Source organism: Sphingomonas sp. BL-S-28 (assembly GCF_055521515.1).
The window spans coordinates 2,220,818-2,240,880 of the sequence record NZ_CM145484.1 but is presented as its reverse complement, the minus strand read 5'-3'; the positions used below and the strand labels follow the sequence as shown (position 1 = coordinate 2,240,880).

General features: G+C 63.3%; 22 protein-coding genes. 15 read left to right on the top strand and 7 right to left on the bottom strand.

What is annotated here, in order from left to right; translation table 11 throughout:
- The first annotated feature begins 42 nt into the window (after positions 1-42).
- On the top strand, positions 43-1,149 hold the full coding sequence (locus ACZ1JC_RS19365) for a YihY/virulence factor BrkB family protein (protein ID WP_465135334.1): 1,107 nt from the start codon (positions 43-45) through the stop codon (positions 1,147-1,149).
- Here ACZ1JC_RS19365 and ACZ1JC_RS19360 read toward each other — a convergent pair.
- Positions 1,146-1,967 (bottom strand): kinase, encoded by an 822-nt coding sequence (locus ACZ1JC_RS19360; protein WP_465135335.1) that lies wholly within the window; start codon positions 1,965-1,967, stop codon positions 1,146-1,148. The two genes, ACZ1JC_RS19365 and ACZ1JC_RS19360, sit on opposite strands and share 4 nt — an antisense overlap.
- Positions 1,964-2,443: an MEKHLA domain-containing protein gene (locus tag ACZ1JC_RS19355; RefSeq protein ID WP_465135336.1), complete on the bottom strand. Its 480-nt coding sequence runs from the start codon at positions 2,441-2,443 to the stop codon at positions 1,964-1,966. The genes ACZ1JC_RS19360 and ACZ1JC_RS19355 overlap by 4 nt, the downstream gene beginning before the upstream one ends.
- Before the next feature lie 190 nt (positions 2,444-2,633).
- Between ACZ1JC_RS19355 and ACZ1JC_RS19350 the strand changes: the two genes are divergently transcribed.
- The 8 genes from ACZ1JC_RS19350 (at position 2,634) to ACZ1JC_RS19315 (ending at position 9,760) form a co-directional block, all read left to right on the top strand.
- Positions 2,634-3,470, top strand: coding sequence for a coniferyl-alcohol dehydrogenase (locus ACZ1JC_RS19350; protein WP_465135337.1), 837 nt, complete (start codon positions 2,634-2,636; stop codon positions 3,468-3,470).
- Between the two features lie 113 nt (positions 3,471-3,583).
- Positions 3,584-4,387: a crotonase/enoyl-CoA hydratase family protein gene (locus tag ACZ1JC_RS19345; protein ID WP_465135338.1), complete on the top strand. Its 804-nt coding sequence runs from the start codon at positions 3,584-3,586 to the stop codon at positions 4,385-4,387.
- A gap of 58 nt (positions 4,388-4,445) precedes the next feature.
- Positions 4,446-5,756 (top strand): 3,4-dihydroxy-2-butanone-4-phosphate synthase, encoded by a 1,311-nt coding sequence (ribB, locus tag ACZ1JC_RS19340; protein WP_465135339.1) that lies wholly within the window; start codon positions 4,446-4,448, stop codon positions 5,754-5,756.
- 1 nt (position 5,757) lies between these two features.
- Positions 5,758-6,177: a 6,7-dimethyl-8-ribityllumazine synthase gene (gene ribH, locus ACZ1JC_RS19335; RefSeq protein WP_395333409.1), complete on the top strand. Its 420-nt coding sequence runs from the start codon at positions 5,758-5,760 to the stop codon at positions 6,175-6,177.
- Positions 6,178-6,188: 11 nt separating this feature from the next.
- Positions 6,189-6,665 (top strand): aldo/keto reductase, encoded by a 477-nt coding sequence (locus ACZ1JC_RS19330; RefSeq protein WP_465135340.1) that lies wholly within the window; start codon positions 6,189-6,191, stop codon positions 6,663-6,665.
- 65 nt (positions 6,666-6,730) lie between these two features.
- Positions 6,731-7,933 carry an IS256 family transposase gene (locus ACZ1JC_RS19325; protein WP_465135341.1) on the top strand — a complete coding sequence of 401 codons (1,203 nt, stop codon included), beginning with the start codon at positions 6,731-6,733 and terminating at the stop codon, positions 7,931-7,933.
- Between the two features lie 13 nt (positions 7,934-7,946).
- On the top strand, positions 7,947-8,537 hold the full coding sequence (locus tag ACZ1JC_RS19320) for an aldo/keto reductase (protein WP_465135342.1): 591 nt from the start codon (positions 7,947-7,949) through the stop codon (positions 8,535-8,537).
- Between the two features lie 671 nt (positions 8,538-9,208).
- Positions 9,209-9,760: a MarR family transcriptional regulator gene (locus tag ACZ1JC_RS19315; protein WP_465135343.1), complete on the top strand. Its 552-nt coding sequence runs from the start codon at positions 9,209-9,211 to the stop codon at positions 9,758-9,760.
- A 232-nt stretch (positions 9,761-9,992) separates the two neighbouring features.
- Here the strand turns inward: ACZ1JC_RS19315 and eno are convergent, their stop codons facing one another.
- Entirely contained in the window at positions 9,993-11,279 is a 1,287-nt protein-coding gene (eno, locus tag ACZ1JC_RS19310; RefSeq protein ID WP_465135344.1) for a phosphopyruvate hydratase, read from the bottom strand.
- A 181-nt stretch (positions 11,280-11,460) separates the two neighbouring features.
- Here eno and ACZ1JC_RS19305 point away from each other — a divergent pair, with 181 nt between their 5' ends.
- From ACZ1JC_RS19305 to ACZ1JC_RS19285, 5 genes are all read left to right on the top strand, one after another.
- Positions 11,461-11,997 (top strand): hypothetical protein, encoded by a 537-nt coding sequence (locus ACZ1JC_RS19305; RefSeq protein ID WP_465135345.1) that lies wholly within the window; start codon positions 11,461-11,463, stop codon positions 11,995-11,997.
- Between the two features lie 29 nt (positions 11,998-12,026).
- Positions 12,027-12,407 (top strand): phage holin family protein, encoded by a 381-nt coding sequence (locus ACZ1JC_RS19300; RefSeq protein WP_465135346.1) that lies wholly within the window; start codon positions 12,027-12,029, stop codon positions 12,405-12,407.
- On the top strand, positions 12,407-12,715 hold the full coding sequence (locus ACZ1JC_RS19295) for a hypothetical protein (protein ID WP_465135347.1): 309 nt from the start codon (positions 12,407-12,409) through the stop codon (positions 12,713-12,715). The genes ACZ1JC_RS19300 and ACZ1JC_RS19295 overlap by 1 nt, the downstream gene beginning before the upstream one ends.
- Before the next feature lie 20 nt (positions 12,716-12,735).
- Complete coding sequence (locus ACZ1JC_RS19290) at positions 12,736-13,308, top strand: hypothetical protein (RefSeq protein ID WP_465135348.1); 573 nt, start codon at positions 12,736-12,738, stop codon at positions 13,306-13,308.
- 126 nt (positions 13,309-13,434) lie between these two features.
- Positions 13,435-13,656 (top strand): DUF4170 domain-containing protein, encoded by a 222-nt coding sequence (locus ACZ1JC_RS19285; protein ID WP_395333428.1) that lies wholly within the window; start codon positions 13,435-13,437, stop codon positions 13,654-13,656.
- Positions 13,657-13,743: 87 nt separating this feature from the next.
- Here the strand turns inward: ACZ1JC_RS19285 and greA are convergent, their stop codons facing one another.
- From greA to carA, 4 genes are all read right to left on the bottom strand, one after another.
- Positions 13,744-14,220: a transcription elongation factor GreA gene (gene greA, locus ACZ1JC_RS19280; protein WP_465135349.1), complete on the bottom strand. Its 477-nt coding sequence runs from the start codon at positions 14,218-14,220 to the stop codon at positions 13,744-13,746.
- Between the two features lie 129 nt (positions 14,221-14,349).
- Positions 14,350-17,673, bottom strand: a complete 3,324-nt coding sequence (carB, locus tag ACZ1JC_RS19275) for a carbamoyl-phosphate synthase large subunit (RefSeq protein WP_465135350.1) — start codon at positions 17,671-17,673, stop codon at positions 14,350-14,352.
- 47 nt (positions 17,674-17,720) lie between these two features.
- The gene (locus ACZ1JC_RS19270) at positions 17,721-18,098 is read right to left on the bottom strand and encodes a hypothetical protein (protein WP_465135351.1); all 378 of its coding nucleotides are present in this window, start codon (positions 18,096-18,098) and stop codon (positions 17,721-17,723) included.
- Positions 18,099-18,264: 166 nt separating this feature from the next.
- Positions 18,265-19,431 (bottom strand): glutamine-hydrolyzing carbamoyl-phosphate synthase small subunit, encoded by a 1,167-nt coding sequence (carA, locus tag ACZ1JC_RS19265; RefSeq protein WP_465135352.1) that lies wholly within the window; start codon positions 19,429-19,431, stop codon positions 18,265-18,267.
- 163 nt (positions 19,432-19,594) lie between these two features.
- Here carA and ACZ1JC_RS19260 point away from each other — a divergent pair, with 163 nt between their 5' ends.
- Positions 19,595-20,047 carry a GatB/YqeY domain-containing protein gene (locus ACZ1JC_RS19260; RefSeq protein WP_277667693.1) on the top strand — a complete coding sequence of 151 codons (453 nt, stop codon included), beginning with the start codon at positions 19,595-19,597 and terminating at the stop codon, positions 20,045-20,047.
- Positions 20,048-20,063: the final 16 nt, after the last annotated feature.

Below are 20,063 nucleotides of genomic sequence, written 5' to 3'. Positions count from 1 at the left end.
CATTGCAACAGCGAAAGTTCCCGCCTGCAAGGGGGTACGTAAATGGATACCCACGAAGGATCAACCGACCGTGACCTTATGGATACGGTTTCCGACGCCAAAGAAGCGGCATCCGTCGATGGGAAGACGCCCCATACCCACCCCGGTGCCGATGCGAACGCGCCGTGGGCATTGTCCGGCCGCGCCTGGTGGCGCGTGGTGCGCCGCGTCTGGGTGATGAGCGGCTTTCACGAACTGGGCCTGCTGGCAGCGGGCCTTGCCTTTTACTGCTTCCTGGCGCTTACCCCGCTGATCGCGGCCACTGTGATGACTTATGGCCTGATCGGCGACGTGAACACCGTGCGCGAACAGATGCAGAGCATTGTCGAAGTCGTCCCGCCCGAAGTCGCCAAGATGCTCGAACAACAATTGATCCAGATCGTCACCACCAGCCGGGGCGTCACCGGCTTTGCCCTGCTGATCGCGCTGTTCTTCGCGATCTACGGCGGGATGCGCGCGGCCAGCGGAATGATCAGCGCCCTGAACGTCATCAATGAAGAGCGGGAGACGCGGGGCACGATCTCTCTCACCTTCCGCGCGGCGGGGCTGACGCTCTCGGCCGTGCTGATCGCGCTGACCGGGATCCTGTCCGGCGGCGTCTTCGCGTGGCTGCAAACGCAGGCGACGACCTACCTTGGCAGTGCGACGCAGACCTTGTTCAACTGGCTGACATGGATTGCCGCCATTCTGCTGGGCAGCCTGGGATTTGCGCTGATCATGCGCTATGGACCGGATCGACGCCCGGCCAAGTGGCGCTGGCTCGCGCCGGGCGCCTTGCTGGCAACGCTGCTGTGGATTGCGGTATCTTTCGGCTTCTCGCTCTACGTTGCCTATATCAGCGATTACAACGCCACCTACGGATCGCTTTCGGCTATCGTCGTCTTCCTGATGTGGCTGTTTCTATCGGCCTATGGCGTGCTGCTGGGAGCATTGCTCAACGCCGAAATCGAACGCCAGACCTTCTGCGACACCACCGGCGGGCCTGCCCGCCCACCGGGTCAGCGCGGCGCGGTGCTGGCCGATGTGATCGATGATCGCGTACCCTCGCTCGAAGACTTGCAGCGCAAGCGCAATCGCCGGGCCGACAAAGTGCGACGCGAGGCCAGCTAACGCGCCACGATTTCCTGCGGATGCCGCTTCTCGTCCAGCCGGATCACAAGGTCCGCGCGGGGCGGCATCTCGGCAAGAATGGCGCGAGTGATGCGTTCGTAATGGCCAATGAAGCGGGCGATTTCCGCCTCGCCCATCACATGGGCGCCCGCTCCGCCATTTTCAGCAAGATCCCGTTCCTGTTCGCTCCGCCAGCGATGGACCACGTCGAACCCCGGCGCTGCGAGCAGCACCAGCCGGTCCAATCGGGCAAACAGGCGCTGATACGAATCGCCCAGCATGTCGTTCACCCAGCGCCGCCAATGCCCATCCGCATCCTCCCGGGCTTCCAGTGCGTTGACCGGATCGGCCAAGTCGCGGGTCCGCTGCGGAAAGGCGCCCACGCACCAGCCCTCTAACAGCAGCACCTCGCAACCCGGCGCGACGATAGGCCAGTCGCGCTCCGCAACACGGTCATCCTGCGCCTTGTCGAAACGCGGCAGAGCCACGGGCCCGCCGCCTTCCAGCTGGTCGAGAACCTCCAACCCCAACGCGACATCGTGCGTCCCCGGAACTCCGCGCGTGGCGAGTAACGGATGGACGTCACGGGCCAGCATCTGCCGCTCGCCGCGCGTGAGGTAGAGATCGTCCAGCGATAGCACCGCACCGGCCAATCCCTCGATGCCGCACCGTTCCTGCACGGCCTGCGCCAACGTGGACTTGCCCGAACCCTGCGCGCCGCAGATGCCGATCACCACCGGGCGCAGCCGTGCTGCGGCCAGCGCGCCGCGCACTTGCTGCATGACGGCCTCCACCACGCGCGGATCGATCTTGCTCATGGCGCGAAAGTCGCCGCCTGTCCGCGACAGATGCCGCCCGCGTCGACAAGATTCCAGACGATCGCCGGCCCAATGCGGAACCTTCGCCCCGACGCGCTGATGCGCAGGCCGGAATAGTCATCGATAAAGCCATGCGCCGTCACGCGATCGAGCAGCGCCTGCCGCTCCTCCCGCAAGGGCGCTTCGGCCGAAAGCCGCGACGGCATGCCCACGAATTGGTCGGGCTCGCATTCGAACGCGGCCAGCGCCATGGCATTGCCGAAAAAGAACAGCGGATCGGGTTCCGTTCCATGGGCGACCACGGCAAACGGCGCCTGCCACAAGGCCTCCACCGGATCGTCACCGTGCGGAACAAGCGGCCTGCGCAACAGACGCTCAAAGCTTTCCGCCACCAGCGCAATCCGTCCGGCGCGTTCCGCCGCGCGATAGAGCGCGGGGACCGGCCCTGCCTCGATTGCCGCGTCCTGCCCGTTCACCACATTCTCCCGCCAATCTTCGCCATCTCGCCTAGCAACAAGATGGCGGTTTTGCGACCCATCCGGGACCATCGTACCGGCGATCAGCCCGGTCCACAGTTGAAGCCCCCACCCCACTGCGACTAGCTATCCCGCAACAAGAGATTGGGGCCGGTCCTGCGTCCGCGCCCGAGAGAGGAAGGATAAGCGGATGACCGACATTCTCGGCTACAAGGGCAAGCGCGTAATCGTCAGCGGCTGCTTCTCGGGCATGGGCGAAGCGACGGCGAAGCTGCTCGTCGAACTCGGCGCCGAAGTCCACGGATTCGACTTCAAGGAAAGCGCGGTGCCGATGGCATCATTCACGCAGATCGACCTGCGCGATCCGGCTTCGATCGAAGCGGCCGTCGCCGGCGTCGGCGGCAAGATCGATGCGCTGTTCAATTGCGCGGGCCTTGCCGGCGGCGGCGGTTTCCCGGCGCTGGACGTGATGAAGGTCAACTTCCTCGGCACCCGTCATCTGACCGAACAGGTCGTGCCGCTGATGAGTGCAGGCGGCGCCATCGTCTCGATCGCCTCCACCGGTGGCCTCGGCTGGAGCCGCCGCATCCCCGTTCATATGCAGCTGCTGATGACGCAGGGCTTCGATGCCGGCCTCGCCTGGTGCGAAGCCAACATGGATCAGGTGAGCGAGGGTTACGCCTTCTCCAAGGAAGCGGTGATCGTCTGGACCCAGTTCATGGGCGCGCAGCTCATCAAGAAGGGCATCCGCATCAACTGCTCGCTGCCCTCGCCCACGCAGACGCCGATGATGGCGACCTTCCACGCCACCTCGGGCAAGGAAGTGGTGGACGCCGCTGCCGAGCCGCTGGGCCGCTACACCACGCCCGCCGAACAGGCCGGCCCGCTGGTGCTGATCTGCAGCGATCTTGCCGGCGTGGTGAATGGTATCGTCATGCCGGTGGACGGCGGCTTCATGGGTGGCCTTGCCACCGGTCAGGTCGATATCACCAAGATGATGAGCGCGGCCGCCAAGCAGCCCGCCTGATCCTGCTCCGCCGATAAATTTCCAGGGGGGCCGGACGCGATTGCGCTCGGCCCCTTTTACGTATGCGTCAACCTGCTAAGGCGGATGCAAGAACAAGGAGCAGGACTAACAGCATGACCGACGCCGTACTTTACGAGATCGACGCCGAAGGCATCGTCACGATCACGCTCAACCGGCCGGAACTGCGCAATCCGATCTCCGATCCCGAAGTGATCGAAGGCCTGCTTGGCGCGCTGGAACGGCTCGACAGCGATCCCGCCGCGCGCGTCGCCATCCTGACCGGTGCCGGCAAGGGCTTCTCCTCGGGCGGCAACATCAATGAGATGAAGCCCGGCGGCAACGTCAACGGCGGCGAACCGATCCGCACCCGCCTCAATTACAAGCGCGGCATCCAGCGCCTGCCGCTCGCTTTCGCGGCGCTCGAGGTGCCGGTGATCGCCGCCGTCAACGGCGCGGCGGCCGGCGCGGGCTGTGACCTTACCTGCATGTGCGATCTGCGCATTGCCGGCGAGAGCGCGCGCTTTGCCGAAAGCTTCGTGAAGATCGGCCTGATTGCCGGCGATGGCGGCTCGTGGCTGCTGCCCCGCGTGGTCGGCTGGTCGAAGGCTGCCGAAATGGCACTGACCGGCGACATGATCGATGCCGCCGAAGCGCTGGCCTGCGGCCTGGTCTCCAAGGTCGTGCCCGATCATCAGTTGATGGACGAAGCCCGCGCCCTCGCCCGTCGCATCGCCGCCAACCCGCCGCACGCCGTGCGCATGACCAAGCGCCTGCTATGGGAAGGCCGCCGCGCCGATCTGGCCACGCTGCTGGAAATGGCCGCCGCCATGCAGTCCGCCGCCCACGCCACCCACGATCACGCAGAAGCGGTGGACGCGTTCCTGGAAAAGCGACGGCCGGAGTTCAAAGGCACTTGAATTTCGATGTGATGGGTTCATATCGCGCTCACACCACAATGTGAGAATGGATACTCCAATGGCAGGCAATGTGATCGAACAGGTCCGCAAGCTCGTCGCCGAAGGCGGCATGAGCAAGTCGGGCCTTGCCCGCGCAGCCGGGCTTCACGCCAACACGCTGCGCGACTGCACCGAGCCGGACTGGAACCCCACCGCCGATACGCTGACCAAGCTGGAGCGCGTACTGTTCTCCAACGACGACCGCCAGATGCTCGTCCCCATCGAAGAAATCATCGATGAGGCGCGCAACGGCCGCATGTTCATCCTGGTCGATGACGAGGATCGCGAGAACGAGGGCGACCTCGTGATCCCGGCCCAGATGGCGACCCCGGCGGCAATCAACTTCATGGCCACCCACGGCCGCGGGTTGATCTGCCTGACGCTCACCAGCCAACGCGTCGACGAACTCGGCCTGGACCTGATGAGCCGCCACAACGGCACCCGCCACGAAACCGCCTTCACCGTTTCGATCGAGGCCCGCGAAGGCGTGACCACCGGCATCTCCGCCGGAGACCGCGCGCGCACCATCTCGGTCGCCATCGACGGCACCAAGAGCAAGGCCGATATCGTCACCCCCGGCCACGTCTTCCCGCTGCGCGCGCGTGACGGCGGCGTACTGGTCCGCGCCGGCCACACCGAAGCCGCCGTCGACATCTCGCGCCTTGCCGGCCTCAACCCCTCCGGCGTGATCTGCGAGATCATGAAGGACGACGGCACCATGGCGCGCATGGACGACCTGATCGGCTTCGCCCGCATCCATGACCTGAAGATCGGCACGATCCGCGACCTCATCGCCTATCGCCGCAAGCACGATCGCATGGTCGAAAAGAAGAACGAGATCACCTTCCAGAGCCGCCACGGCGGCCAGTGGCTGGCCCGCAGCTACTACAACAAGGCCACCGGCGACGAGACGATGGCGCTCATCAAGGGCCGCATCGATCCCGCCAAACCCACGCTGGTTCGCATGCACACGCTTTCGATGTTCACCGACGTGTTCGGCGAGGAATCGCCGGAGCGCGGCAATCTGCTGCACCGCTCGATGGAAATGATCGCGGAAGAAGGCACCGGCGTCATCGTCGTGATCAATCGCCAGATCGGCAGCTCCATGTCCAAGGTCATGGACATCAAGCAACAGATCCGTGCGGGTGAAATGCCTGACATCGAAGAACTTCGCGACTATGGGGTGGGTGCGCAGATTCTCGCGGAACTTGGCGTCCACGACATGATCCTGCTCACCAACACGCATCATTCGCTTGTCGCGCTGGAAGGCTATGGCCTGAACATCGTGGACGAGCGCCCCATCCCCTGCGCCCCCGAAGGAGCGAACTGACATGGCCCGTTTTCTCATCGTCGAAGCCCGCTTCTATGACCATCTCAATGACCAGCTGATCGCAGGTGCCAAGGCCGCCCTCAAGGCCGCCGGCCACAAGGGCGAAGTGATCACCGTGCCCGGCGCGCTGGAAATCCCGGCCGCCATCTCGATGGCCGATGCCACCGGTGACTATGACGGCTACGTCGCCATCGGCGTGGTCATCCGCGGTGAAACCTACCACTTCGAAATCGTCGCAGGGGAATCGGCACGCGGCATCATGGCGCTGACGATGGACGGCATTGCCATCGGCAACGGCATCCTTACCGTGGAGAACGAGGAACAGGCGCTGGTCCGCGCCGATCCCGCACAAAAGGACAAGGGCGGTGAAGCCGCCAAGGCCGCAATCGCGCTCTACGACCTGAAGGAGCGCTTCGCCTGACGGAGAGTTGAATGGCTGATACGATCCCGGTCGCAGACCCGAAGGAAGCCCCCAACCTCGGGCACCCGTCTATCGGCGGCATCCGCCTGGTACTGGGGGGCAACGTCTTTGGATGGACAATCGACCGGGATCGCAGCTTTGCGGTTCTCGACGCCTTCTATGAAGCAGGCGGCCGCATGATCGATACGGCAGAGGGCTATTCCAACTGGGTTCCCGGCCATGTTGGCGGCGAATCCGAAGCGATCATCGGCGAATGGCTGGAAAGCCGCGGCATACGCGCCGAAATGCGCATCGCCACGAAGACCGGTCAAGGCGGCGCGCCGGGCCTGCTCGCCGCCGACAAAGTCCGTGCGGCGCTGGAAGCCTCACTGGAACGTCTGCGCACCGATTACGTCGACCTCTATTATGCCCATCGCGATGACGGCACCACGCCGCTGGATGAAGTCGCAGGAGATCGTGTCCCGGGAGGTGGTGTAGCTGAGGGTTGAGGTGGTCACCGTGATTTTCGGATAGGTTTGGGTTGCGAAACTCGAACCTGACGGAAGGAATCACGATGACCGATCCGATGATGCACCTGCGTTCGCTGGTAGAGAAGACCCCGGACGCGGATATTCTACGCGAGATGATCTCGTTTGCCGCCGAGCGGCTGATGGAGATGGAAGTCGGCAACCTGACTGGCGCTGGCTACGGCGAGAAGTCTCCCGACCGGCTTGTTCAGCGCAACGGGCACCGCGAGCGCGACTGGCAGACGCGGGCCGGCACTGTCGAGCTGCGGATCCCAAAGTTGCGCAAAGGCAGCTACTTTCCCGTTTTCCTCGAACCACGTCGGATGGCGGAGCGGGCGCTGACTGCGGTGATCCAGGAGGCCTACATCCAGGGCATTTCCACCCGCTCAGTGGACGATCTGGTCAAAGCGCTTGGCATGGACGGCATCTCCAAGAGCCAAGTGAGCCGCCTATGTGAGGAGCTCGACGAGCGCGTGCATACCTTCCTGGACCGCCCGATCGAAGGGGATTGGCCGTACCTTTGGATCGACGCAACCTACGTGAAGGTTCGGCAGAATGGGCGGATCGTCTCGGTGGCGGTGATCGTCGCGGTAGGCGTGAACAGCGACGGTCGCCGCGAAGTGCTGGGCATGGACATCGGCGCCTCGGAAGCCGAGCCTTTCTGGACCGCCTTCCTGCGCAAGTTGACGCGCCGAGGACTGCGCGGCGTCAAGCTGGTCATCTCCGACGCGCACGAAGGCATCAAGGCAGCCGTCTCCAAACTGCTCTGTGCCACGTGGCAGCGCTGCCGGGTTCACTTCATGCGCAATGCGCTGGCTCATGCCGGTAAAAGCGGCCGCAGGGTTGTCTCCGCCTTCATCGCCACCGCCTTCGCTCAGGAAACACCCGAGGCCGCCAGCCAGCAATGGCGTGCCGTGGCCGATCAGGTGCGACCCAAACTGCCCAAACTGGCAAACCTGATGGATGAAGCCGAACCCGATGTGCTGGCCTACATGACCTTCCCGCGCGAGCATCGCGCCAAATTACACAGCACAAACCCCATCGAGCGCCTCAACGGCGAAATCAAACGCCGCACGGATGTCGTCGGCATCTTCCCCAATGAGGCTGCCATCACCCGACTCATCGGCGCTATCCTCATGGAACAGTCAGACGAATGGGCCGTCCAGCGTGCCCGCTATATGACCCTTGAAACCATGGCGCCGGTCAGCGACAATCCAATCACCATGCTCTCAGCAGTCCCAGGAGCATGAACGGCCCAGACGGATGCCGAAATGCGCGGCGCCTCGGCTTCAGCTACACCACGCCCCGGGACACAGTCTCGCAGGAGTTTACGGGGAGCTTTTCGGCGCCGGCAAAGCGCGCGAACTTGGCGCATCCAACTACACCCCGGAACGCCTTTCCAGCATCTGCACCGCGGCGGAAAGGCTGCAGGTCAGAGGCTTCACGGTGCTTCAGCCCTTCTACAACCTGGTCCACCGCGGCGAATTCGAGGGACCGTTGCAGGCGGTGTGCCGGCAGTTCGGCATAACCGCCCTGCCTTATTACGGCCTCGCTGCCGGCTTCCTGACCGGCAAATACCAAAGCCCCGCGGATTGGCAGGGCACGGCCCGCGCGCATTCGCTGGAAGCGGCGGCCGCCGAAGGCGGGTGGGATGTCCTGAAGGCCCTTCGCAAAATAGCCGCCGACGCGAACGCCAGCCCCGCGCAGGTCGCACTCGCCTGGATCAACGCACAGGCCGGGATAGCCGCGCCGATCGCGAGTGCCACCAGTCCCGAGCAAGTGCATGAACTGGCTGGAGCCGCACGGCTCATACTTTCTGCCGATCAATGCCAAGCACTGTTTGCCGGCGCTTAATAAGTACAATTGCGTAGAAAAATTCCTACATTACTGAATTTACACAATCAGTCCACGAACATGGAAGCTCCGAAACGTTAGTCATCAAAGAAACGAGTGTACCCAAGTTGGACAACGCCGATTCCGCGATTTCAATTTGTTCATAGTGCTGTAGCGGTATGGCAGAAATATCCGATATCGACCGTATTGGGAATGCAAGTCCAACTCGAACACCTCGTCCACATGATGCGAATCGCAGCCCTTGGCCCAGGGGAAACGGGTCCTGACGGGCCTTTCGCCCGATCGGCGGAGTAAATGCCAGTGAACACGGAACGGAAGCGCGCTGTATTGATCGCAGCGCTCATGACAGAACTATCGGCACTTGATGAGTTTGGCGCCATGGTGGCAGCGGCCCATCTCCAGGCCGCGATCGACGCCCTGCGGTCAACCTCCAGCGCGGAGCTAGATCCGTCCAATTTGGAATAAGCTGCGCAAGACGACCTGCCCCCACCATGCCACAACCCATGCATGGAAGTTAACTGTCGCACCAATCATCTGCTTATCTAAAAGACGAAGGCATTTGATTGGCGACACTTGACGATCTTCTGGAGTAATTTCTGCCCTTGATCTTTGCAACCGCCCCCAAAGGCGGCGCAAAGCATTTTCGGCGGACGTTGGGCGGGCTCTAATATATGGAGAAAACCGATCAATTGATGCGCGGCCGGGCGAAGGCTATTCGCCTGATTGGCATTGCCAACGAACTTCTCGCCATGGCGCGAGAACTCGAAATCGGACAGACCATCGCCACGGAAACTCCGACCAGCACGGAACGCGATGGCGCCAAGGGTGCAAGTCAGGACCACCCCATCTGGGTGGAACTGGCACGGCAGACTTACGACGATCGCCGTCGGCGCACCAAGATCTTCGGGTCAGAAGAGCTTTTCGGCGAACCCGCCTGGGATATCCTGCTCGATCTGTTCATTGCCGCCAAGGAACGCCGCCGGGTTTCCGTGACGAGCGCGTGCATCGGCAGCGCAGTGCCATCCACCACGGCGCTGCGTTGGATCACGATCCTGGAAAAACAGGGCTTGCTCGTACGCGAAGCCGATCCCGGCGATGCCCGCCGCGTCTACGTCAAGCTGAGCGCGCGGGGGTATGCCGCGATGCTCGAATATTTCGCCTCTGCATCGCGCTCCGTCGTGCTGCTCGACGATCCCCGCATGGAGTTCTCGTCAGCGCGCTGAATTGCCGGTAGCCAACCCGTTCTGCCCCTGGGGGTGGGGATCCGGGCACGGAACCGACAGAGGCGACCGGGTGGCTGGCTGTCCCTGACCGGAGCCGGCCACCCGGCATCAATTCCCCCGAAAGCTCCCGCTTATGCGAGCCGGTGACAGCATGACGTCAGCCGCGCCGAGCAAGCAAAAAGGCCCGGCTCCCAATGGGAACCGGGCCTCTTGCTTCATTCGGATCGAACGATCAGCGCGTAAGGCGGCCGAAAGCCGATGCGCCGGCGAACTTCGCCGCCTTGCCCAGCTCTTCCTCGATGCGGATCAGCTGGTTGTACTTGGCAAGCCGGTCCGAACGGGCGAGCGAGCCGGTCTTGATCTGGCCGCAGTTGGTGGCAACGGCGAGGTCGGCGATGGTCGCGTCCTCGGTTTCGCCCGAACGGTGCGACATCACGGCGGTGTAGCCGGCGCGGTTGGCGATCGAAACCGCTTCCAGCGTCTCGGTCAGCGTGCCGATCTGGTTGACCTTCACCAGCAGCGAGTTGGCCATGCCCTTCTCGATGCCCATGGTCAGGCGCTTGGGGTTCGTCACGAACAGATCGTCGCCCACCAGCTGCACCTTGTGGCCCAGCTTTTCGGTCAGCGCGGTCCAGCCTTCGAAATCGTCTTCGGCCATGCCGTCCTCGACCGAGATGATCGGGTAGGCGCCGCAAAGGTCCACCAGGTAGTCGGCGAACTGGATCGGGCTCAGCGAAAGGCCCTCGCCGCAGATCTCGTACTTGCCATTCTTGAAGAACTCGGTCGCGGCGCAGTCCAGCGCCAGCTGCACGTCCACGCCGGGCTTGAAGCCTGCCTTTTCGATCGAGGCGAGAACGAAGTCCAGCGCCGCGCGGGTGCTGGCGATGTTCGGCGCGAAGCCGCCTTCGTCACCCACGGCGGTGGCCAGACCCTTCTCGTGCAAGCCCTTCTTCAGCGTGTGGAAGATTTCCGAGCCCCAGCGCACGGCTTCGGCGATCGAGCCGGCGCCAACGGGCATGATCATGAATTCCTGGAAATCGATCGGATTGTCCGCATGCTCGCCGCCGTTGATGATGTTCATCATCGGCACCGGCAGGACATGCGCCGAAACGCCGCCGACGTACGAATAGAGCGGCAGGCCGCGCGCATTGGCGGCAGCCTTGGCCACCGCAAGGCTGACGCCGAGAATGGCATTGGCGCCAAGGCGGCCCTTGTTGTCGGTGCCGTCCAGCTCGATCATGGCAAGGTCAAGGTCACGCTGGTCTTCGGCATCCATGCCGACGAGTTCCTCGGCGATCTCGGTATTCACCGAATCGACCGCTTTCAGCACGCCCTTGCCAAGGTAGACGTTCTTGTCGCCATCACGCAGTTCCACCGCTTCATGCGCACCGGTCGATGCGCCCGACGGCACGGCCGCGCGGCCGAAACTGCCATCTTCAAGAAGAACGTCGACTTCAACGGTCGGGTTGCCGCGGCTGTCGAGAATCTGGCGGCCGTGGATATCGATGATCGCGGTCATGCTGAGATTTCCTCTTGAACGGCGCCAATGAAATAAGCCCTGGCGCTCTTGAGGGCGTCTTAGCAGGGGAACTTGATGTTACAAGTTGCGTTGCAGCAACCAGGACAACTTGTGTTACCCTGTCGGCACATCGCATATAGGCGAAAAACCGGGGTACCCCGAGAACAAGGAGGATTACGCCATGGCCGAACCTACAAGCGGCACCGGAAACGGAACCGAAAACGCTAAGGGCCACTTCAGCAAGGCCGTGGAAGAAGCCCGCGCCGGCGCAATTGCACTGGGCAAGGAAGCCCAGGCCGCGGCTGAAGGCTATCTCGGAAAACTGAACAGCGCCAAGGATGAGTGGTCGAGCGAGGCCAAGGTCCGTTCGGAAGACGCCAAGACCAAGGCCAGCGCTTTTGCGGACGATGCCAAGGTGAAGGCGACCGATCTTGCCAACCAGGGCAAGGCCAAGACCAGCCAGGCGATGGTCGGCCTGTCTAAGCTGATCGACGACAATGCCGGCCTGATCGACGAGAAGGCAGGACCCAAGTATGGCGACTACGCCCGTTCCGCCTCGAAGTCGGTAGCCGATGCAGCGGCGCGTCTGGATGAAAAGTCGCTCGACGAACTGGGTGACGAGGCTCGCGAATTCGTGCGCAAGAGCCCGGGCGCGGCGATCGGCATTGCGATTGCGGCAGGCTTCCTGTTCGGCCGCCTGTTCAAGAAGAGCAGCTGATTCAGCCCACCCCGGCACGAAAGGCGCCAATGCTCGATCCCGCACCGTCCCTCGAACTTGAGGTTGAGGACATCTCATTCGCCCAGGATTTGCGCCTCCTCGCCGAGGAGGCGCGAACGCTTGCGCAGGCGGAACTTGCCTTTCAAAAAACCCGGGCCGCCTATGTCGGTGCCGAAGTCCGTACCATTGCGATTTTCGGTGCGATGGCTGCGGTGTTCGTGTTCTTCGCACTGATGGCGCTTGTATTCGGGCTGGTGCTCTCCCTGGCATCGGTGATCGGCCCCTGGGCCGCGACTGCCGTGGGGACACTTGTGCTGCTTGTCATTGCCGTGATTCTGGGCCTCGGCGCGCGGGCCCGTGTGCGGCGGATGCGCGCAGCGATCGGGAACGATGGTGGGAGCGACATCTGATGGCCTCGCTCGCCACCCAACTCGCCGAACGACGTGCCTTACGCAACAGCGCGAAGGCCACGTTCGATGCACATTATGCCGCACTCAAGGCGGACATCGAGGAACGCGGCATTGCCGGCCGCCTTGCCGACGAAGCGATCGACAAGGCGCTGGACGTTCTGGATGAGGCTGTCGCCGTCGTGGAAGAACACCCCGCCGTGATCGGCGGAACTTTCACGGCCTTGGTGCTTTGGCTTCTGAGAAACCCCATCCTTGCCTGGATCACCGATATATTCGGCGCGGTCTCTGGCGAGGACGATACCGACTAAAAGCGAAAAGGAGCCTCACGGTGAGCGACGCTGACACCAAAAAGCCCGCCCAATCCGCAACCGATGGCAATCTGGGAGCGGTCGTGCCGATCCGGCCGACGCCTGAGGCCGACAGCCCATCGCGCAAGGTAATCGCGTTCGTGAAAGAACACCCCGTTCTCGTCATCGCCGGCGGTATCGCGGCCGGCGCGATTGTCAGTGCCCTGCTTCCGCGCCGCATCACGCGCGGGGCCGCATCGCGCACGGCGGAACTGGCCGAAGCGGCTGGAAGCGCAGCCCTGCTTTTCGGGCGCACCGCCTCCAGCAAGGCGCATGACCTGGGCCTGGGCGCCAAGCGTGAAGCCGGGCATCTCGCCGAACGCGCGGAAAAGGCCGGCGGCCATGCGGCGGAACGGCTGGAACGCTATGGCCTTGCCGCCCTCGCCGCCGCCACTGCCTTGGGCAAGGCGACCGCCGACCGTGCAGAGAAAGTAAGCGGCGTCGCGGCGAAGAAGGCGGGCAAGATCAGCCACGATGCGGCTGAAACAGCGAGCGAGAAGTCGTTCCGTTTCGCTCAGCGCATGCAGGATTTCGCTCAACGCATCAGTCATTGAAAAATTGTTGCTAATGATTTAAAGGAGCATCTTGAGCCGTGTCGCGCAAGCGATCGGCTCTTGCTCTGCGCACCGTCTGGACTTATGGGGACGCTCGTCTCTCCCAAAGGAAAGCGGTCTCTCCCCATGCAGAAACTTCACCTCGTGATGGGTGGTCGGGTCAAGGATCCGCGCAGCCTCGAATTCGCCGATCTCGACGCAATGGATCTGGTCGGTGTCTACCCGGATTACGCCTCGGCCGAAGATGCCTGGCGTTCGGCTGCCCAGCGCACGGTCGACGATGCGGAAATGAAGTACGTGATCGTCCATCTCCACCGCCTGCTCCAGCCGGATCAGTCGGAAGCCTGAACAGGCTCCCCGTCACCATACGGCGGCGGAATCGAAAAAGGCCGGCTTTCGCCGGCCTTTTCTTTTGTCCTCGGCACAAGTCCGAATTCAGATGAATTCGATCTGCTGCACAAGGTAGAACTTGTCGCCCGACGGCACGGTAACTTCGACCTCTTCCTCGACCTTGCGGCCGATCAGCGCCTTGCCGAGCGGTGAGTTGTAACTGATACGGCCGACACGGGCGTCCGCCTCGTAGGGACCGACAATCTGGTACTTCACCGGCTTGTCGTCTTCATCGAGCAGCGTCACCGTGGCGCCGAAGATGATCTTGTCGCTGGTCAGAGTGGCCGGATCGACGATCTGGGCGCGCGTGATCTTGTCTTCAAGGTCGGCAATCGTCGCCTCGACCTGGCCCTGACGTTCCTTGGCGGCGTGATACTCTGCATTTTCCGAGAGATCGCCATGCGCGCGCGCTTCCTCGATCGCATCGACGATCCGGGGGCGCTCTTCGCGCAGCGCCTTGATCTCGGCGGTAAGCTTCTCATACCCTTCGGCGAGCATGGGGAGCTTTTCGATACTGGCCATCTAACACTTCCTTCCTGCTGCCTCCCCGCTCGCGAAACCAGTCGGGGGAGACTAGTTTCCTTTCCCGTCCCCCAGGTCATTTCCGGGGGCTGGGCCGATCCGCAGCGATGTGGGGAGGCTAGATCGATTTCAGCTATAATAATCCTGCAACGAACGCACTTCAAGCTGGCTCCCGCGTTGCGCAGAAATTGCCTGTGCAGCGGCCACGCTGGCGGCAGCGGTCGTGAAGTACGGCACCTTGCCGGTAAGGGCGGAAGCGCGGATCGATTGCGAGTCCTTCAGGCTCTGCCAGCCTTCGGTGGTGTTGAAGATCAGCGCAATCTCGCCATCGACGATCTTGTCGACGATGTGCGGACGGCCTTCGGCCACCTTGTTCACCAGTTCCACCGGCAGCGCGGCCTCGGTCAGGTACTTGTGCGTGCCAGCCGTCGCGACGATGCGGAAGCCTTCCTTCACCAGCATCTGCACCGCAGGCAGGATCACTGCCTTGTCGCTGTCCTTCACCGAGACGAACACGGTGCCGCTATCCGGCAGGCGCATGCTGGCGCCCAGCTGGGCCTTGAGGAAGGCGCGCGGGAAGTCGGCATCGATGCCCATGACTTCGCCGGTCGACTTCATTTCGGGGCTCAGCACCGGATCGACGCCGGGGAAGCGCGCGAAGGGGAACACCGCTTCCTTCACCGCCATGTACGGCAGGTCGCGCTTGAACGGCGGGAAGTCCGCCAGCTTTTCGCCCGCCATCACGCGCGCGGCGATCTTGGCGACCGGCTGGCCGAGGGCCTTGGCGACGAAGGGCACCGTGCGCGAGGCGCGCGGGTTGACTTCGATCAGATAGACCTCGCCATTCTTCACCGCGAACTGGATGTTCATCAGGCCGCGCACGTTGAGCCCGAAGGCCAGCGCTTCGGCCTGGCGTTCCATCTCGGCGATGATCTCGGCAGGCAGGCTGTAGGGCGGCAGGGTGCAGGCGCTGTCGCCCGAGTGGATACCCGCTTCCTCGATGTGCTGCATGACGCCGGCCACGACGACCTGATCGCCGTCGCAAAGGGCATCGACGTCGCACTCGATCGCGTCGCGCAGGTACTGGTCGATCAGCACCGGGCTGTCGCCCGACACCTGAACGGCGGTGGCGATGTAGTCGTCAAGCTGCTGTTCGCTGTCGACGATTTCCATGGCGCGGCCACCCAGCACGTAGCTGGGACGCATCAACACCGGGTAGCCGATGCGGTTGGCGACGTTCACCGCTTCGTCGCGGCTGCGGGCAATGCCGTTGGCCGGCTGCTTCAGGCCCAGCTTTTCCACCAGAGCCGAGAACCGCTCACGATCTTCGGCAAGGTCGATCGCGTCGGGCGAGGTGCCGAGGATCGGGATGTCGGCATCTTCCAGCGCCTGTGCCAGCTTCAGCGGGGTCTGGCCGCCGAACTGCACGATCACGCCGACCAGCTCACCCTTCGACTGTTCGACGCGCAGGATTTCCAGCACGTCCTCGCCGGTCAGCGGTTCGAAGTAGAGGCGGTCGGAGGTGTCATAGTCGGTCGACACGGTCTCCGGGTTGCAGTTGACCATGATGGTCTCGTAGCCGACTTCCGCAAGCGCGAAGCAGGCGTGGACGCAGCAGTAGTCGAACTCGATGCCCTGGCCGATGCGGTTGGGACCGCCACCGAGGATCACGACCTTCTTGCGATCCGACGGGTTGGCCTCGTTCTCCGGCTCACCGAAGATCGGGGCTTCGTAGGTCGAGTACATGTAAGGCGTGATCGCCTCGAACTCGGCCGCGCAGGAGTCGATGCGCTTGAACACGGGGTGCACGCCCAGCTTGGTGCGCAGCTGGCGCACTTCCTCTTCGCTGGTGGCGCCGGCCATGGCGCGCAGTGCGTCATGCAGCAGGCCCGAGCGCTTGGCCTGGGTCTCACCCATGCCGCCGGCAACGCCAACCGAACGCACCGCCAGAGTGGCAAGGCGCTTGTCGGAGAAGCCCATGGCCTTCACGCGGCGCAGGCCCTGCGCATCGACCGGCAGGCCATGCTTCATGATCTGCGCCTCTTCGGCGATGATCTCTTCGATGTGGCGCAGGAACCACTTGTCGTAGTGGGCGATGGCGTGGATCTCGTCCACGGAGAAGCCTTCGCGGAAGGCCTGAGCGGCCACCAGCAGACGGTCCGGCGTCGCCTTCGACAGCGCGGCGGTGATGACGTCGCGGCCCGCGCCTTCCAGCTCGACCACGCGGTTGAAACCGTCCAGGCCGGTTTCCAGGCCGCGCAGGGCCTTCTGCATCGATTCCTTGATGTTGCGGCCGATCGCCATCACTTCGCCGACCGACTTCATCGCGGTGGTGAGGTCGTTCTTGGCCCCCTTGAACTTCTCGAAAGCGAAGCGCGGGATCTTGGTGACGACGTAGTCGATGGTCGGCTCGAACGCGGCCGGCGTGGCGCCGGTGATCTCGTTCATGATCTCGTCGAGCGTGAAGCCCACGGCCAGCTTCGCCGCGACGCGCGCGATCGGGAAGCCGGTGGCCTTCGACGCGAGTGCCGAGGAGCGCGAAACGCGCGGGTTCATCTCGATCACGATCAGGCGGCCGTCCTTCGGATTGACCGCGAACTGGACGTTGGAACCGCCGGTTTCGACGCCGATCTCACGCAGCACCTCGATCGAGGCGTTGCGCATGATCTGGTATTCCTTGTCGGTCAGCGTCAGCGCCGGGGCGACAGTGATGGAGTCGCCGGTGTGGACGCCCATCGGATCGACGTTCTCGATCGAGCAGATGATGATGCAGTTGTCGTGCTTGTCGCGCACGACCTCCATCTCATACTCCTTCCAGCCGAGCAGCGATTCCTCGATCAGCACTTCGGTGGTGGGAGAGGCATCGAGGCCCGAGCGGACGATCGTCTCGAACTCGGCCTTGTTATAGGCGATGCCGCCGCCAGTGCCGCCCATCGTGAAGCTGGGGCGGATGATCGACGGCAGGCCGGTGGTTTCCAGCACCTTGAACGCTTCGTCCATGGTGTGCGCCACGCCCGAACGGGCCGAGTTGAGGCCGATCTTGTCCATCGCGTCGCGGAAGCGCTGGCGATCTTCGGCCTTGTCGATGGCGTCGGCATCGGCGCCGATCATCTGCACGCCGAACTTCTCCAGCGTGCCGTCGTTGAACAGCGCCAGCGCGCAGTTTAGCGCGGTCTGGCCGCCCATCGTCGGGAGCACCGCATCCGGGCGCTCCTTCTCGATGATCTTGGCGACCACTTCCGGCGTGATCGGCTCGACATAAGTGGCGTCGGCCATGTCCGGATCGGTCATGATCGTCGCCGGGTTAGAGTTCACCAGGATGACCCGGTAGCCCTCTTCCTTCAGCGCCTTGATCGCCTGCGTCCCCGAATAGTCGAATTCGCAGGCCTGGCCGATGATGATCGGGCCGGCGCCGATGACGAGGATCGAGGAGATGTCTGTGCGCTTGGGCATGGGCTGTCCTGGGGTGTCCTGTGTGTCTTGTATGTCGGACTGGCGGCCTAGGCCACCAGTTCGCCAAACGCCTTGTCCCAGTAATCCGGGCCTTCGGCTTTGGCTTTGAGAATGATCGGGTTGCTGTCCTGCTCTTCGCGGATCACCGCCTTGAACCGGTCAGCCTGAAACTGATGCATCGAACCGCCGTACTCGCCTTCCGTGGTCGACCAGGCGCCCGTTTCGAGCATCCGGTCGATGAAGGCCTTGCCGGCTTCCTTGGAATGCTTGCGCACCTTGGGGCCGAACTTGCGGACGGCTACCGAGATCTTGTCCTCGAAGATGAGCTGCAGTTCACCGTAAGGGTAGAACCGCGGCGCAACCGAGAGTTCGGCAGCCTGTCCGGCAATATAGTAAGCGGTCATGTGGTCGATAAGGTCGGTCATTATATGGCACCTTGCTTTGCACGGAATGCCGGCGCGAAGGCCGGGCTTCCCAGTGCATAGGCAAAGCGACATGCCGGGTCGAAATCTCGCTGGTCCGCATCGGCAATGATCGCCGATGCGGGATACGGCGCCAGCGCCGCAGCAAGAAACCGACCCGTGACGCCCATCAGGCCAGCATCCCCACGAACTTTTCGAAGAGGTAGAAGCTGTCCTGCGGACCGGGGCTGGCTTCGGGGTGATATTGCACGCCGAAGGCCTTCTTGCCCTTGATCGAGATGCCGCAGTTCGAACCGTCGAACAGCGAGACGTGCGTCTCTTCGACGTTTTCGGGAAGCGACTGGTTATCGACCGCGAAGCCGTGGTTCATCGAGGTAATCTCGACAACCGCGTCGTCAAGGCGCTTCACCGGATGGTTGGCGCCGCGATGGCCCTGATGCATCTTCGAGGTCTTGGCGCCGGCCGCAAGGCCCAGCATCTGGTGACCGAGGCAGATGCCGAAGATCGGCACGTCACGGTCGAGCAGCGACTTGATGACGGGCACGGCATATTCGCCGGTCGCCGCCGGATCGCCCGGACCGTTCGACAGGAACACACCCGCCGGCTCCAGCGCGAGGATCGCGTCGAGCGAGGTTTCGGCGGGAACCACCGTCACGCGCGCGCCGGCCTTCACCAGATTGCGGAAGATGTTGTCCTTGGCGCCGTAGTCGATGGCGACGACGTGCGGCAGGGCATCGCCCGCAGCAGCGCCGAAGCCCTCACCGAGTTCCCAGGTCGAGCCTTCCCAGCCCTCCTGGATTTCGCGGCTAACGATCTTGGCAAGATCCATGCCTTCAAGGCCCGGCCATTCCTGCGCACGCTTGATCAGCGCGGGAATGTCGAATTCGCCTTCCGGGTTATGGGCGATCACCGCATTGGGCGCGCCCTGAAGGCGGATGCGGCGGGTCAATGCGCGGGTATCGACCCCGGCAAGGCCGACCTTGCCCTTGGCGGCAAGCCATTCGCCGAACTCACCCGCAGCGCGGAAGTTCGAAGGTGCGGTCACGTCCTCACGAACGACGCAGCCAACGGCGCCATCGACTTTGGATTCGAGATCCTCGTCGTTGACACCGACATTACCGATGTGGGGGAACGTGAACGTGACGATCTGGCCCGCGTAGGACGGGTCGGTCATCACTTCCTGATACCCGGTCATCGCGGTGTTGAAGCAGACTTCGCCGACTGCTTCGCCAACGGCTCCAAAGCCGCGGCCCCAGACCACGTGTCCATCGCTCAGGACGAGAACGCCTGTCGCCCCTTCAGGTTTGGGCGCAAGCGTATATGCGGCGTCGGCCATGGTGGGTCGCTCCGTTTACGGCGTTTCTGACTATGTGTGCTAAGGCCCGCCCGCTAGACAGGGTTGTGCACCGCGTCAAGGCGCGACAGGTGCAATTTGGCGCACGGCTTGCTACTTTTGCGCCATCACCCTTTTCCAAAACCAGCAGAACAGCAGGAAAACAATGCTTCGTGATTCGATCAAGGCCGCCCAGATCACCGCGATGAAGGCAGGCGACAAGCCGCGCCTCGCCGCGGTTCGCCTCATCCTTGCCAAGATCAAGGACCGCGACATCGAACTGCGCACCGCCGATTCTCTTCCGGACGACGATGCCATGGTCATCGACGTGCTGCAGAAGATGGTGAAGCAGCGCCGCGAATCGATCCAGCTCTTCGAAGAAGGTGGCCGCCCCGAGAAGGCCGCCGAAGAAAAGGCCGAGCTGGACGTGATCGAAACGTTCCTGCCCGCGCAGCTCTCCGAGGAAGAGACCAAGGCCCTGATCGAGGCGATCAAGGCCGAAGTCGGTGCCGAGAGCATGAAGGACATGGGCAAGGTCGTCGCCGCGCTGAAGGCGCGCCACGGCACCCAGCTCGACATGGGCAAGGCTTCGGGCTGGGTGAAGGCGGCACTGGCCTGACCTGATACGAGATCGG

Bases quoted from the DNA above. Each gene is read 5' to 3' on its own strand.
- ACZ1JC_RS19365 (WP_465135334.1), top strand. From the start codon at position 43: ATGGATACCCACGAAGGATCAACCGACCGTGACCTTATGGATACGGTT.
- ACZ1JC_RS19360 (WP_465135335.1), bottom strand. From the start codon at position 1,967: ATGAGCAAGATCGATCCGCGCGTGGTGGAGGCCGTCATGCAGCAAGTG.
- ACZ1JC_RS19350 (WP_465135337.1), top strand. From the start codon at position 2,634: ATGACCGACATTCTCGGCTACAAGGGCAAGCGCGTAATCGTCAGCGGC.
- ACZ1JC_RS19345 (WP_465135338.1), top strand. From the start codon at position 3,584: ATGACCGACGCCGTACTTTACGAGATCGACGCCGAAGGCATCGTCACG.
- ribB (WP_465135339.1), top strand. From the start codon at position 4,446: ATGGCAGGCAATGTGATCGAACAGGTCCGCAAGCTCGTCGCCGAAGGC.
- ribH (WP_395333409.1), top strand. From the start codon at position 5,758: ATGGCCCGTTTTCTCATCGTCGAAGCCCGCTTCTATGACCATCTCAAT.
- ACZ1JC_RS19330 (WP_465135340.1), top strand. From the start codon at position 6,189: ATGGCTGATACGATCCCGGTCGCAGACCCGAAGGAAGCCCCCAACCTC.
- ACZ1JC_RS19325 (WP_465135341.1), top strand. From the start codon at position 6,731: ATGACCGATCCGATGATGCACCTGCGTTCGCTGGTAGAGAAGACCCCG.
- ACZ1JC_RS19320 (WP_465135342.1), top strand. From the start codon at position 7,947: ATGCCGAAATGCGCGGCGCCTCGGCTTCAGCTACACCACGCCCCGGGA.
- ACZ1JC_RS19315 (WP_465135343.1), top strand. From the start codon at position 9,209: ATGGAGAAAACCGATCAATTGATGCGCGGCCGGGCGAAGGCTATTCGC.
- eno (WP_465135344.1), bottom strand. From the start codon at position 11,279: ATGACCGCGATCATCGATATCCACGGCCGCCAGATTCTCGACAGCCGC.
- ACZ1JC_RS19305 (WP_465135345.1), top strand. From the start codon at position 11,461: ATGGCCGAACCTACAAGCGGCACCGGAAACGGAACCGAAAACGCTAAG.
- ACZ1JC_RS19300 (WP_465135346.1), top strand. From the start codon at position 12,027: ATGCTCGATCCCGCACCGTCCCTCGAACTTGAGGTTGAGGACATCTCA.
- ACZ1JC_RS19295 (WP_465135347.1), top strand. From the start codon at position 12,407: ATGGCCTCGCTCGCCACCCAACTCGCCGAACGACGTGCCTTACGCAAC.
- ACZ1JC_RS19285 (WP_395333428.1), top strand. From the start codon at position 13,435: ATGCAGAAACTTCACCTCGTGATGGGTGGTCGGGTCAAGGATCCGCGC.
- greA (WP_465135349.1), bottom strand. From the start codon at position 14,220: ATGGCCAGTATCGAAAAGCTCCCCATGCTCGCCGAAGGGTATGAGAAG.
- carB (WP_465135350.1), bottom strand. From the start codon at position 17,673: ATGCCCAAGCGCACAGACATCTCCTCGATCCTCGTCATCGGCGCCGGC.
- ACZ1JC_RS19270 (WP_465135351.1), bottom strand. From the start codon at position 18,098: ATGACCGACCTTATCGACCACATGACCGCTTACTATATTGCCGGACAG.
- carA (WP_465135352.1), bottom strand. From the start codon at position 19,431: ATGGCCGACGCCGCATATACGCTTGCGCCCAAACCTGAAGGGGCGACA.
- ACZ1JC_RS19260 (WP_277667693.1), top strand. From the start codon at position 19,595: ATGCTTCGTGATTCGATCAAGGCCGCCCAGATCACCGCGATGAAGGCA.